The 14,231-nt window shown below is 56.4% G+C and carries 7 protein-coding genes; 4 read left to right on the forward strand and 3 right to left on the reverse strand.

Features of this window, described 5'->3' with window-relative positions:
- The coding region (locus VF639_RS20780; RefSeq protein ID WP_331147865.1) for an Nramp family divalent metal transporter at window positions 1–592 on the reverse strand (592 nt) is incomplete at its 3' end.
- Between the two features lie 416 nt (window positions 593–1,008).
- Window positions 1,009–3,339 (reverse strand): T9SS type B sorting domain-containing protein, encoded by a 2,331-nt coding sequence (locus VF639_RS20785; RefSeq protein ID WP_331147866.1) that lies wholly within the window; start codon window positions 3,337–3,339, stop codon window positions 1,009–1,011.
- Between the two features lie 826 nt (window positions 3,340–4,165).
- Here VF639_RS20785 and VF639_RS20790 point away from each other — a divergent pair.
- Window positions 4,166–7,453 (forward strand): fibronectin type III domain-containing protein, encoded by a 3,288-nt coding sequence (locus VF639_RS20790; protein WP_331147867.1) that lies wholly within the window; start codon window positions 4,166–4,168, stop codon window positions 7,451–7,453.
- Between the two features lie 156 nt (window positions 7,454–7,609).
- On the opposite strand, the gene VF639_RS20795 is transcribed toward VF639_RS20790, so the two are convergent.
- Window positions 7,610–9,016 carry a PQQ-dependent sugar dehydrogenase gene (locus tag VF639_RS20795; protein WP_331147868.1) on the reverse strand — a complete coding sequence of 469 codons (1,407 nt, stop codon included), beginning with the start codon at window positions 9,014–9,016 and terminating at the stop codon, window positions 7,610–7,612.
- A gap of 1,234 nt (window positions 9,017–10,250) precedes the next feature.
- Between VF639_RS20795 and VF639_RS20800 the strand changes: the two genes are divergently transcribed.
- The 3 genes from VF639_RS20800 to VF639_RS20810 form a co-directional block, all read left to right on the forward strand.
- Entirely contained in the window at window positions 10,251–10,898 is a 648-nt protein-coding gene (locus VF639_RS20800; RefSeq protein ID WP_331147869.1) for an HD domain-containing protein, read from the forward strand.
- A gap of 109 nt (window positions 10,899–11,007) precedes the next feature.
- The gene (locus VF639_RS20805; RefSeq protein WP_331147870.1) at window positions 11,008–13,461 is read left to right on the forward strand and encodes a S9 family peptidase; all 2,454 of its coding nucleotides are present in this window, start codon (window positions 11,008–11,010) and stop codon (window positions 13,459–13,461) included.
- A gap of 167 nt (window positions 13,462–13,628) precedes the next feature.
- Window positions 13,629–14,231: S-adenosylmethionine synthetase N-terminal domain-containing protein (locus VF639_RS20810; RefSeq protein ID WP_331147871.1), on the forward strand; the 603-nt coding region annotated here is incomplete at its 3' end.

Genomic DNA, 14,231 nt, shown 5'->3' on the forward strand with positions numbered 1-14,231 from the left:
AAATGACGACGATAAGACCGGCCACAATACTTTCAATGACGCGGAAACCCTTGTTTTGAAAAAACAGAACCACCAGCACGTCCAAAATGGTTAATACCACGCCCCAGGGCAATGGCAGGCCGAAAAGCAGGTTCAGGGCAATGGCCGAGCCAATGACTTCGGCCAGGTCGCAGGCGGCAATGGCTATTTCGCACAAAAACCACAGCACCATGGCTACGGGCTTCGAGTAGTGGTCGCGGCAGGCCTGCGCCAGGTCGCGGCCCGTTACAATGCCGAGCTTGGCGGCCAGGTGCTGGAGCAGCATGGCAAACAAATTGGAAACCAAGACAACCGATAGCAGCGTATAGCCGAACTGAGAGCCGCCGGCGAGGTCGGTGGCCCAGTTGCCGGGGTCCATGTAGCCGACGGCTACCATCAGGCCCGGCCCCCAAAAGGCTAACAGCTTACGCCAGAACGAGGCGTTTTGGGTGGGTACTTTAATGCTGGCGTATACTTCGCTTAAGGAGTTGCCACTACGCGCCCGCCGCCAGCCAGTTTCCGCTACAGCTGCGGGTACCGGGGGCGCCGGGGGAGTTTCAGTAACAAGGGGCATAGAGTCGGGTACTAAAGAAGACACAAGGTAGTGATTTTAGATGTGTCTAAAATTATTTTTAACACAGTATAAATACTGCCAAGACCTTTAAATGGTTTTCAAGAATTACACTCTTTTAGAAGTACCCCTTTCAAAGGGGAGGTCCTCGGCCGCAAGCAGTTCCGCTAGCGACGCCAGAAACCGTAGGTAGGCTGTATTTGAGGGTGCTAAAAGCCTAGCCGCATGGGTGTCATTCCGACGCAGGAGGAATCTGAGTAAAGTCGCTTAACGGCCTGATTCAGATTCCTCCTGCGTCGGAATGACACCCATGCGGCTAGGCTTTTAGTACAGTTGGTAGTTGCTCAGTCATTAACCCATCATATAAACGAAAAAAGGGCACTGCAACCTGCAGCGCCCTTTTTTGCTTGCTTGAAAAATTAGCGAGCCAGCTCAACCCAACCTTTGCTGGTTTTGCCGCTTCGGTCGGTGAGCAGATAGTAGTACACGCCAGCCGGTTGGTTGGCACCATCCCAATCGTTCTGGTAGTTGGCAGATTCCTTTACCAAGCGGCCCCAGCGGTTGAAAATCTGCACTTTGGCGCCGGTTTCTTCCCTGGTTAGCACGAACACGTCGTTCATACCGTCCTTGTTGGGGGTGAAAACGTTGGGCGTGTCGAAGTCCCGCACGAGCTGCTCCTGAATAGCTTCGCTCGGGGTACAGTCGATGGTGCCCACACGGTTGTTGATGCGTAGCCTGAAGCGGTAGGTGCCTCCCTCGCGCAAGGTCAGCTCATTGGGCGTGAAACGCCGCGAGAAGACTACCTCTGGCTCTCCCGTAACCGGGTTCTTATTAACATCGGCTACGCGCTGGTAGGTCCAGACGGAGGTAACAGCGGCCGTATCGGTGGGGTTGGTGGGGCGCGGCACCACCGAAGTATTCTGGAACGTAAAAATGCGCGGCGGAACCCGCTCTTTGTCGGCGATACCCTCTAAGGTAAAGCCCGCCCGGCCAACAACCGTGAAACGAGCGGTAAGCGCAGGTGCTACCCGCACGAGGATGGAAGACGTATCAATACAAGTAGGAATAGGCTGTTGCCGGAAGTCCTGCGCGTTGATCCGCACCCGGTAACGAGTGGTTTGCGTTGGTCTTACGGTGATGTTTGCCTTGTTCATATCGGCCGTTGCCAGGCCATTAGCCGGGTCCCACTGGTAGGTGTATGTTGCTGTGCGCGGAATAGGCATGGTGGTGCCAATGCCCTGGAGCACCGAGTCGGGGCGAGTGGGCGTGGCCATCAGCGAAACGGGTGTACCCGCGCAAATGGACGTGTTGTTGGACGCCGCCACTACGCGGGCCGGATTACGCGCCTTCACCAGAATCACAATAACCCGCGACTGTTGCCCAATGATAGGGCAGCCGTTATCCCGAACCTGCACTGGAATACGGAACGTCTGGTCTCTATAAAAAACGTCTGGCTGAAGATCGAGCACCCCCACCGGCCGGCGGGTACCGTTGCCTACTACGCGGAAGGTACCCACGTCTTCGGGCAGGTAAGTGGTTTGGCCGGGCGAACTAGCCACCAGCGCCGGATACGTGACCGAAAGGAGGTCGTTGGGGTTAGGATCAGTGAAGCGAACCAGTACGCGGGTGTAGTTGCAGGTTGAGGCGACAATGAACGTTGAATCGGTAGTATTAACGATTTGCACACCCGAGTTAACGAGGTTGCCGCTAGCCACGGGCGTAGCCGGAATCCCGTTGGCGCAGCTGATAACCACCACCAGAATGTCGCGGCGGACGGTTCCTATGAGGGTGCGAACCCCATTAACACGCCGGTACTCGGAAACTTTGCCCACCACCACATACTTGTTTTTGGGGCTGTTGACTGCGTTTTCGTAGAAGGCAGGGGTGAAGGTGAAGCTACCAATGCTAGGATTGAACAGGAACGTCGGGACGCCGGTCTTCACTGGGCAGCTGCCCGTAAAAGAGAAAGAGGCAATTGGAAAAGTAGCGCTATACACACCATTGCCAGGCAAAGTGCCGATGCAGGGGCTGCCCCCATTAGAAGCAGTCAGGTCGACATAAGGACCAGCGGCAAATGGCTGATAAGGCAGTGGATCGTTACAGCCTTGCAGGGGCTCGGTCAGGGAGTAAACCAGTTCGTCGCCGTCGGCGTCGGTGGCGGTGAAGTTGAGGGTCGTTTGCTGCTGATGGCAAACGAACGGAATCGGAACGTTAAGGCTGTCGAACTTCGCTGAATTGTTAATGATGCTCTGGCTGCCGACGAGGTTGTTGAGCGTAGCCTCGTAATACATGTCGGTGTCACCCTGCGCGTTAGCGAGGGTGGGGCGGGCATTTACTTCCACGCTCAGGCGCCACTCGGCCGAAGGCGGCAGCATAATAGTAGCTTCGAAGCGGCCGGTTTGGTAGTTGGTCGGCAAGCCAATTCCGCACTGGTTTCCGCCAACTGGCGCTCCCGGCCCCGTACAGTAGGGTGTGCCGATGCTGCTGCCGCCAACCAAAGGCATTAGAATAGTAGTGCCGGTGCCAGCGCAGCCCGTATTGCGGTAAACCAAGTTGACACTAGTTGGCAAGTCGGCGCCGCCGCAGTCACGAAAGATGCGCAACATAACTTTGTAACGGTTGGGCACCCCGGCAACCGGAGTGTAAGTTAATTCGCCCCCCTGGAAGTGAGAAGCCAAGGCAGAGTGAAGACCGAAAAAGGTCAAACACAGCACCATAATAAGAGTGTTAACAAGTAAATTTTTACGCATAGATGGATGGATGATGATGGAAATTGTGAAAACGCAGGATGGTGGGAAAGTATGGAGTCAATATAAAAACTATTTCTCCTAATGACCATAAAAAAAATTAGTAAAGTAAAGTTTTTGCCTAAGCGATTGTGTTACTTCCATATTACTCAGGATTAATCATGTTCTTTCCGAGCCGTTGCACAGGTACAACGGCTACCCGGTAACTAAGAATCGCAAATAGAAAATGTAGGGCAAAACGGGCTGATTATGTGTGTTTTATCAACTAAACGGGTGGCCATATGGCCTTAATGACGATTACTTGAAATTTCGAGGTGGCCTGCGGGCAAACTGATTAATTAGATCGGCGGTCAATAAAACTTTAACAATTTAGAAATTACCACCTCTTGTTTTTAAGAGAAATATTTATTGGAAAAAGCTATTGCAATCATTAAAAAGCAAAGTGCACAGAACGCTTAATAGGGCGTATTCCATAAATTATTTATTGAAAAGCCGAGCAAACACTATGTAATGCTTGCTTTTTTATATTTCTTAGAGAGTCTGCTTCCTGCCCATCCATTTATCGAGATAAAAGCACCTAGTTGGAAACCCCGTATGTGGGCTTCCACTAAAACTAATGGGCAGTAGGCGCAGCTGGCTAACGGAGAGTTGCCGCGCAGAACTTGCTTTAAAAAAGAAGATGCGGCGCGAGATGTATTCAGCTAGTAGGATGGTTAACGCGCTTATGTCTCTGCTAGGCAGCGCTACTACAGTACGCCTAAGGGGTAAGCTCGACGCTGTCCCTTGTATATAGGTTTCTCTTGTTCACTAACACTCAATTCTTTACTCTATGGCATTACGTTTACACGCTTCTTGGGCTAAAAGGCAAATCTGGCGCGTCGCGTTGGCAATGGTTGGCGTTTACCTGACCTTGCAACCAACGCAAGCCCAGGATGTGAGCACTTACACGCTGGCGCCTCCCACAATGGGCAGCACTTTCACGCCTCTCACGGGGGGTACGGCCGTTGCTGCTATTCAAGACGATGATATCCTGTCGGGAAGTATTCCGTTGGGCTTCAGCTTTGTCTTCGATGGGGCGCCGCAGACGCAGGTTAGGGCTTCGTCCAATGGCTTCCTTACTTTCAACCAGAGCGCCAACAATTCAGGCGTGGGCAATGGTCTGGCAACCGGAGCAGCTAACCTTCGCCCGCTGATTGCGCCCCTCTGGGACGACCTGGATGGGACGTTGGGTACGGCCTCTTATGCAACCACCGGAACGGCCCCCAACCGAGTATTCACGTTTCAGTGGCTGAACTGGCTATGGAATTTTACGGCCGCTGCCCCCGTGATTTCCTTCCAAGTGAAGCTGTATGAGACAACCAACCGCGTGGAGTTTGTGTACCGCCAGGAAGCGGGGCCAGTGGCTAACGGCTCAGCTTCCATTGGATTGTCGGGGACAGGAACGGGCCCCGGCAGCTTTCTTTCCCTGAGCGATGTAACAGCTACGCCGGCTAGTAGCAGCACCACCGAAACCACCACTATTGCCACGAAGCCAGCTACCGGTCAGCTTTATCGCTTTCTGCCAGGGCCGGTGCCTACGTGTTCGGCGCCGCGTAATTTAGCTGTCGGCCTGATTACGGCGACTACGGCACCTGTCAGCTGGACCAGCACCAGTACGGGCAATACCTATACCGTGGAGTACGGGCCAACTGGCTTTATGCCGGGCTCGGCGGTGGGTACCCGCGTGCCGAACATTACGGGTACCTCTTATACTATTACAGGGCTTGTTCCGACTACCGCTTATCAGTTCTATGTAACCCAGAACTGCGGTGCCACCAACGGCAACAGTGCGCAAAGCGGCCCGGTGGCTTTTACTACCCTGGCCTTGCCGCCCGCCAACGACGACTGCGCGAATGCCGTGTTGCTAACTTCTGGCGCTACCTGCACCACCACGAGCGGTACGGTACAGGCCGCTACGCAGTCGTTGGGGGCTGGTACGTGCGGTACGGGCACGCCCCCAACCACGGCCGCCGACGTTTGGTACCGTTTTACGGCCACCAATACGTCCCAGATCATACAAGCAACCGCCAGCTTCACGCCGGTTGTCGAAGTTCGCTCGGGCACCTGCGCCACTTCCGTTAGCGTAGCCTGTGGCACCGGCTCGCGGCTGGTGGTATCAGGCCTTGCAGTGGGTACGGTTTACTACTTGCGCCTCTATAGTAGCAGCAACACGGTTCCTAGCACGCCTACGTTCACGATTTGCGTAACTAACGCACCTACGGGCCCGGCCAACGACAATTGCACGACGGCGCAGGCTTTGCCAACGCTGGTTGCCGGTGGGGGCTGCACTAGTGTAACGGGCACCAATGTGGGCGCTACCGATACGCCTAATGTGCCCGCGCCAGGTTGCGCCAGCTACAACGGCGGCGACATCTGGTATTCGTTGGTGGTGCCCGCTAGCGGCGTTATCACTGTGCAAACCGATTCAATTGCGGGCAGTGCTGTCAGTGATACCGGCTTGGCTCTATACTCGGGGGCCTGCTCAAACCTGACGCTCATTACCTGCGACGACGATGGTAGCTCCAATGGCTTGTTTTCCAAGATTACGCTCACCGGCCGTCTGGCCGGCGAAACGATTTATGTGCGGGCCTGGGAATATGGCAACGACACGTTTGGGCGTTTCAAGGTCTGTGCCTCCTTCGACGTGGCTCCTGCCAACGATGAGCCAGCCGGGGCCGTAACGCTCAACTTTGCTGCCGACTGCATTAGTCCAGTGTCGGGTTCCAACACCGTGGCTTCCACTACGGTTGTCAATGGCTATACCAACCCGGGCAACTGCGGCAACAACACCGCTCCGAAAGATGTGTGGTACAAATTCACGACGCTGGCCTCTGGTCGGGGCTCGGTTGAGGCCACCATCACGGTAGCGGGTCTGGGAGCGGGTTCTGTTCGACTGTTTACAATGGCCGCCGGTGCTCTCACGCCCGTTATGGGCGGTTGCTCGGCTTCAACCAATGCCACTTCCGCCGCGCCTGCCTTCACCAGCACCACCCTCACGCCAGGCACGACGTACTACGTGCAGATTTCCAACTACAGCAATGCCGACGGTGGGGCACCGTTTACTATTTGCCTTACGGCCCCAAGCAACTGCCCGATTCCCGTTGGATTATCGGCATCGGCAATCACTTCTGCTTCGGCCACGCTCAACTGGACAGTGGGGGCGACCATGCCGAGCGGCACTTTCACGCTGGAGTATGGTCCGCAGAACTTTGTTCTCGGAACCGGTACCCGCATCACAGGTATCACGGGGCTAAACCGGACGCTTACGGGCCTGACCCCCACCACGGATTACTGCTTTTATGTGCGGCAGGAATGCGACCCGGCCAGCGGTACCAGCGCCTTCTCTACGCGTGCCTGTTTCCGTACAACGCTGGCGCCATCACCAAACGATGAGCCCTGTGCCGCAATTCCGCTCACGCTCGGAGCTACTCCTACCATGGCCAATAACATTGGCGCTACCACTTCTACGCCCAACGGATACGCCAATCCTGGCTGTTCAACGGCCAGCGCCCCCAAAGACGTGTGGTTCAGCTATACTGCGCCGTCCGGCAGCCATGAGCTAGTCGTCACGGGCAATCCGGCGGGGCAGGTACGGGTGTTCTCGGCGGCAAGCTGCAACGGCCCCTTCACCCAGCTCGCCTGCCAAGCCAGTATCGGCCCCAACACAACAGCGGCAGCTTTGTCGATGCCCGCTCCCGCTTCAACGACGTCTGGCCCCTATTACGTGTCGGTGTCGGGCTTTGGCAGCAACGACTTCCAGGGCACTTTCAGCATCCAGGTTCGTTCCACCATTCTGAGTACCGGGCAGGGGACGTTGCTCAACGGGGAGGTGCAAGTCTACCCCAACCCCAGCCACGACGGGGTGCTGAACCTGGCCGTGCGTGGGGCCGGCCTCGAGAAGCAAGGGCAGGCCGTGCTCTTCAACAGCTTGGGCCAGCAGGTGCTGGTGCAGGCCGTGCCGCTGCGCGGGGGCGCGGCCACGCAGGTGCTGGCGGTGCCGCACCTAGCCAAGGGCTTCTACACCCTGCGCCTGCGCGTGGGCCAGCACACCATCACCCGCAAAGTTGTCCTCGATTAAGGCAGTGGTGTCTAGTTTGCAAACAAAAAGAGCGATGCTTGGCATCGCTCTTTTTGTTTGCTATCATTTCCACAAGCGTCTTACTTCAACAGGCAACGCGTACAAAGTGGCGAACCTGCGAACTGCCCTTGGGGTTGTGTGCGCCAAAATCCTCGGTTATTCCACCATTAGGCGGCGCGTATACTGCGTGTCGCCTAGCTGGGTTTGCACCAGGTATAAGCCGCTCGGCAAGCCGTTGAGGTTTACGCTCACTTCCTGCTGACCCGTGGTAACCTGAATGGTGCGCGCCGTGCGGCCCAGCACGTCGCGCAGCTGAATGGTAGTGCGGGTAGGGGCGGCGGCTGGCAGCTTCACCGCCACGGTTTGGGCCGCAGGGTTAGGCGACAGTTCAAGTAGGCTGGAGGCGCCGTTCTTTACGGCATTAGGCACAAACGCCCGGTTTTCCAGCACCAGAATCCGGTCGTCGGTGGCGGCGGGGGTGGCGCGGCCATCTTGGTTGCTGGTGCCCACGTACACCCGCCCCTGCGGCGACACGCAAATGGACCGGAGCCGCCCAAAGCTGGTTAGAGTAAATACGCCCGCTCCGGCCGTGGTGCCGGTAGCATCCAGCGGAATCTGCGTGAGTTTACTGCCGCGTAGCGTGGTCGCCAGTAAGCTGTTGCGCCAGCCCGGAATGGCAGGGTGGTCGTAGTACGTAATACTCGCTGCCCCCACGGTAGGGGCCCAGGTAAAAATAGGCTGCTGCACATTGTTGGCCGTACAAAAGCTTTGCTCAGCAGGCAGGTTGCACAGTCCTTCCACTGTAGGCCAGCCGTAGTTGCGGTTCGGCTCAATGATATTGACTTCGTCTTCGGCATTCTCTCCGTGCTCGGAACTATAAATGCGGCCCGATGGCGCCCGGACCAGCCCCTGCGGGTTGCGGTGGCCGAGGGTATACACAAGGCTGCCAGCTATGGGGTTGTCGGCCGGGACGGTGCCGTCCAGGTTCATACGCAGGATTTTGCCGTTCAGCGAAGAAGGCGTCTGGGCATCCGGGCGCTGCTGGGCGTCGCCGGTGGTCATGAGCAGCGTGCGGTCGGGGAGGATGAGCAGCCGGGAGCCGCTGTGAGTGGTAACGGCCGTAATGTTGCCAAGCAAAATCAGGGGGCTGCTGAGCGTGTTAGCAGTTGCCGAATAGGTGTAGCGCACCAGCTTTTCTTTGAGCGTGCCCGCATCGGTGTAGTTATACACAATGTACACGTAGGGCGTGGTGGCAAAGTCGGGGTGCAGTACCATCCCGAGCAGGCCACTTTCGCCGGTTTCCGTCACGTCGGTTACTGTAAGCAGCGGGAAAAGTTGGCCGGTATTAGGGTCGATGCGGCTAATGCGGCCGGCCCGCTCCGTCATCCACAGAAAATTGTCGGGTCCCCAAAGTAGTTCCCAGGGTGTATCGAGGTTGCTAGTTAAGGCGGACGCCGAAACGGTGGTGCTGCCAACGGTATAGGTGGCCAGCACCGGGCCTTGCTGGGCAACGGCCGGAACCGCCAAAGCGCCAAGCAAAAGCAGAGTAGCAAAAGATTTCATAGGCCGCAAAAATGTTATAGGGACTGAGATAGTTAGTAACTCAGTCAACGCAAAAAAGTATTTAGCGGATGAGTTTAGTTGGAACCCTGCAGCTGAAATTTGCTGGTCATAGGCAGTGAACTTTTACCTTAAATGCTTTTTAGGTACGTTTTTCAACCATTCTGAAAGGTTTAACTGGCCAACTACCGTGTGCAACTTTCTGCGGTTTTCACAAATAAAATGACACACACCGAGCACCGTCGCGACGACCAGTTTGCAATCAGCACCGATCCAAACCGGTTAGATATAGCCGTTATTCACCGCTACTTGTCTCAGGAGTCGTATTGAGCTAAAAATATACCTCTCGAAACCGTTGCGCGGGCCATAGCCAACTCCCTGAATTTTGGCCTTTATGCACCCAATGGTCAGCAAGCCGGTTTTGCCCGGGTGGTGACTGACCAAGCTACTTTCGCCTGGCTCTGCGACGTATTTGTGTTGCGTGCTTACTTGGAAGCGGGGGCTTTCGAAATGGTTGATGCAGATAGTAGGGGCCCACCCCGAGCTGCAAGGTTTGCGGCGCCATTTGCTGGCCACCCTCGATGCGCATGGCCTCTACCGGCAGTTCAACTTTCAGCCCCTAGCTGCTCCAGAACGCTATTTAGAAGCAAGGCATCCAAATCCTTACGGTGCAGCCTCATCTAGCAGGAAACACAAATAGTATAGGGCGTAAGCAAGAAAAAGGTGAAACGGGATAGGGATAAAATTTAGGGTTATGATTAGATATAATAGTATATAACTGTTCATGGTGGCGCTTGTATTTAGCAACCCATCCTAGCTGCTGTATTTTTCATCCACTTCATTCCTTATATGCTTACAGCTCTACTTCCGCGCTCTAGGGCGCAATTCACTGATGCTGTTCGTTGGTTTTCACTTCTTATCTGGCTAGCTGCGGCCAACGGAGCATGGGCTCAGTCGGCGACTATTGATTCGACAGCAGTACCAGCAGTTAGTCCGGCAACCAGTTCGTATTTCTATGGACCTATTTATCGGTCATCAACTATTTCCACCTTCAATTATTCGCGCTACGCCCATTTACATACGCTCGCAGAACTGGGGTTGCCGACATTTCAACTAACCACATCACTTGGAAAAAGGGAGGACTTTTCCTCCCTTTTTTTGTGCTCTATGCTGCGTAGGTTTGAACGCTCTGCTTAACCGCTACATTTAGCTTTTTCTTCGGAAAGCCACTTCTCTAATGACCTCTACTCTGGCCACCCAATGGCACCAGCTAACGGCCCCGCTACTCCCCGACCAAGCGCGCCGGGAAGCAACTCTTCAGCAATTGACTGCCGCCTACACTGCCTCCGGCCGGCATTACCATACGCTACGGCACGTGCAGATAGTGCTTGATGCCGTGGAGCATGAGGCGGCTACACTGCACGATATAGCAGTAGTGCAGCTAGCCGTCTGGTTCCACGATGCCGTGTACAGTCCTTTGCGCGCCGACAATGAAATCCGAAGTGCTGAACTAGCCTCCGCCTTCCTGGCCGAAACGACGCTCTCGGAAAGCCGGCAGCGACGAGTGGCTCTGCTTATCGAGCGAACCAAAGACCACACCCACACCCAGCCCGATGATAATACAGATTTGCAACTGTTCCTCGACGCGGACCTCGGCATTCTAGGAGCCCCCGAAACAAAGTATTGGCAGTACGCCCGGCAGGTGCGCCAGGAATATCGGCTGGTGCCCGACCTGCTGTACCAGCGCGGACGGTGCAAAGTGCTGGAAAAGCTACTCACGACGCCGATACTCTATCGGACCCCCGGTTATCGTGCCCGGCTGGACGCCGCGGCCCGGCATAATTTAGAGGCGGAGCTGCACGCTTGGGAAAAAGGTGGGTTGTAGCCATGCCCTTATTGGTATGAAGAAGGCCTACCTGCAACAGCCGTTCGAGCGAGGTGTCCTTGCTTGGTGTTGCGTAGGTTGCGCTGTTGTTTTGTTTACTATTCCACCGATGCGTTTTCTTTCCTGTCTAGGGCTGTTGCTCGTTGCTTTCCCGGCTCTTGCCCAAACGCCTGCCGCGCCCGCGGGTAGCTTAACTCCGCTTACTGTCGAAAAGATAATGCGCGACCAGGCGCAGTGGCTCGGTACCTCGCCATCGGGTATCTCTTGGAGCCAGGACAGCCAGCAGATTTATTTCAATTGGAACCCCGAGAAAAACCGGCGCGACTCGCTCTACCAGATATCGGCAGCGGGTGGCACCCCCCGCAAAGTAAGCGCGGCGGCGCAACGGGCCCTGCCTACCACCGAAGGCCGCTACGATACCAAGTACACCCGCAAAGTCTACGAGCGGGACGGGGACATCTACCTGCTCGACCTAAAAACCCAACGAACCCGGCGCGTAACCAACACGGCCGAGCGCGAAACCGACCCTGGCTTCGCCCAACAGGGAAAATTGATTGCCTACACCCGCGCCCAAAACCTGTACACCTGGGACCCTGCCACCGGCGAAACAGCCCAGCGCACCGATTTCCGGCGCGGCTTCAAGCCCGGTAGCCCATTGCTCGATCAGTCAGATCGGTTTCTGCGGGCCGAACAGCGGGCCTTGTTTGAAGTGCTCCGGCAGCGCGACCAAGACCAGAAAGCCCGCGAAAAACAGCAACGCGCCCTGGCCCGCCTGCGCCCCAAGGCCATCTACATCGGCCAGCAGACCGTGCGCGACCCGCAACTCAGCCCCGATGGCCGCTTTGTCACCTATACGCTAGTGCAGGAGCCCACTACCACCAAGTCCACGGTAGTACCCAGCTTTGTTACGGCATCGGGCTTCACCGAAGACCTGGCTTCCCGCACCAAAGTAGGCGCCCCGCAAAGCACCTACGAGTTAGGAATTTACGACATAGCCCGGGACACCACCTTCACGCAAAGCTTCCGGGAGCTAAAAGGCCTCGACGAACAGCCCGCTTACCGCAAAGAGTATCAGCTTCCAGCCAAAGCCCCGCCGCCCGCCGATTCCAGCAAGGCAACTGCCGCCCGCAAGCAGAAGGTTACCCCCGAAACGCGACCCGTGCGACCTTACGGCCCTTTCTGGTCGGAAGATGGGCAGCGGTCGTTACTGGTCGTGCGCTCGGCCGACAACAAAGACCGGTGGCTTGTAACCCTCGACCCCGCCACCCAAAAAATCACCTTGCTCGACCGGCAGCGTGACGAAGCCTGGATCAACGGCCCTGGCATTGGCTACGATGAGGGCAACGTGGGCTGGCTCGACAACCGCCGCATCTGGTTTCACAGCGAAGAAACAGGCTACTCGCACCTCTACACTGTGGATGCGGTTTCCAGTCAGAAAAAAGCCCTGACCAGCGGCAAGTTCGAGATTCAAAACGCCCAACTCAGCCGCGACAAAAAAACGTGGTACCTCACGGCCAATGCCAACCACCCCGGCGAGTTGCATTTCTACCACATGCGCGCGGAGGGAGGGCCGCTGCAACAGATTACCAGCCTTGTGGGAGCAAATGAAGTAACCGTTTCGCCCGACGAAAAACTGCTTGCTGTGCGCTACAGCTCTTCCAATTCGCCTTGGGAGCTATACGTACTCCCCAACAAGCTGAAAGCCGGCGCTATGCGCCAACTCACCCACAGTACCACGCCCGAGTTTGAAAGCTACCCGTGGCGCAAGCCCGAAATTATCAGTTTCAAAGCCCAGGACGGCACCGACGTATACGCCCGGCTCTACCGCCCGACCACCCCGCAGGCGCAGGGCCCGGCCGTAATTTTCGTGCACGGCGCCGGCTACCTGCAAAACGCCCATAAGTGGTGGAGCCAATACTCGCGCGAATACATGTTCCACAACCTGCTCGCCGACAACGGCTACACCGTCCTCGATATCGACTACCGCGGCTCGGCGGGCTATGGCCGCAACGTGCGCACCGGCATCTACCGCCACATGGGCGGCCTCGACTTGCAAGACCAGCTGGATGGGGCCAAACTGCTTATCAGTAAATACGGGGTCAGTGCCCGGCGCATCGGTATTTACGGCGGCTCTTACGGCGGCTTCATCACCCTGATGGCCATGTTCACCCAACCCGACGTGTTTCGGGCCGGGGCCGCCCTCCGCTCCGTCACTGATTGGGCGCACTACAACCACGGCTACACCGACAACATTCTCAACGAGCCCTACAACGATTCCCTGGCCTACGCTCGGTCTTCGCCCATCAACTATGCCGCTGGCCTGAAAGGCGCCCTGCTTATGTGCCACGGCATGGTCGATACCAATGTTCATTTCCAGGACATCGTGCGGCTTAGCCAGCGTCTCATTGAGCTGAAAAAAGAGAATTGGGAGTTAGCCGTGTACCCCGTCGAAGATCATGGTTTCGTGGAGCCTAGCTCGTGGACCGATGAGTACCGCCGCATTCTGAAGTTGTTTGAAGCAAATTTGAAACCCGATCAAACTGGTAATGGAGCCAAGAACTGAGTAGGAAAGGCTTTTCCGTAGTAGTTTTCTTTGCGCCAAAACAAAAATCAGAGCCCTTCAAAAAATTCAAGTTGTTGCAACTCCCAACTAAATAGTAGCTTTGCGGCCCTGCCCTGTGGCAGGGCGGGGGCTACCGGCCCCGTCTGCTGAACATTTATTTACTACTGATGCCGTACCTGTTTACTTCCGAATCTGTTTCGGAAGGCCACCCCGATAAAGTAGCCGACCAGATTTCGGACGCTATCCTCGACGAGTATTTGCGCCAAGATCCTGCCTCCAAAGTCGCCTGCGAAACCCTCGTTACAACAGACTTCGCGCTGGTAGCTGGCGAAATCAAGTCGAAGGCACGCGTAGAAGCCGAGCCTATTGTTCGTGAAGTTATCCGCCGTATTGGGTACAACAAGCCCGAGTACCTGTTTAACGCCGATACTTGCGAGGTGATGAACCGCCTGCACGAGCAGTCGCCCGACATCAACCAGGGCGTGGAGCGTGCCAAAGACGAAGACCAGGGCGCCGGCGACCAGGGCATGATGTTCGGCTACGCCAGCCACGAAACGGCCAACTACATGCCGCTGGCCCTCGACCTGTCGCACCGCCTGCTTCAGGAGCTGGCCGCCATCCGCCGCGAAGGCCGCGACATGCCTTACCTGCGCCCCGACGCCAAAAGCCAGGTTACCATTCGGTACTCCGACGACCACCGCCCCGAGGCCATCGACACCATCGTTATCAGCACCCAGCACGACGAGTTTGACGCTTCGGAAAGCGTGATG

Source organism: Hymenobacter sp. (assembly GCF_036387835.1).
Taxonomy (GTDB): domain Bacteria; phylum Bacteroidota; class Bacteroidia; order Cytophagales; family Hymenobacteraceae; genus Hymenobacter.

Excerpts from the sequence above, each read along its gene's own strand:
- VF639_RS20785 (WP_331147866.1), bottom strand. The coding sequence starts at position 3,339 with ATGCGTAAAAATTTACTTGTTAACACTCTTATTATGGTGCTGTGTTTG.
- VF639_RS20790 (WP_331147867.1), top strand. The coding sequence starts at position 4,166 with ATGGCATTACGTTTACACGCTTCTTGGGCTAAAAGGCAAATCTGGCGC.
- VF639_RS20795 (WP_331147868.1), bottom strand. The coding sequence starts at position 9,016 with ATGAAATCTTTTGCTACTCTGCTTTTGCTTGGCGCTTTGGCGGTTCCG.
- VF639_RS20800 (WP_331147869.1), top strand. The coding sequence starts at position 10,251 with ATGACCTCTACTCTGGCCACCCAATGGCACCAGCTAACGGCCCCGCTA.
- VF639_RS20805 (WP_331147870.1), top strand. The coding sequence starts at position 11,008 with ATGCGTTTTCTTTCCTGTCTAGGGCTGTTGCTCGTTGCTTTCCCGGCT.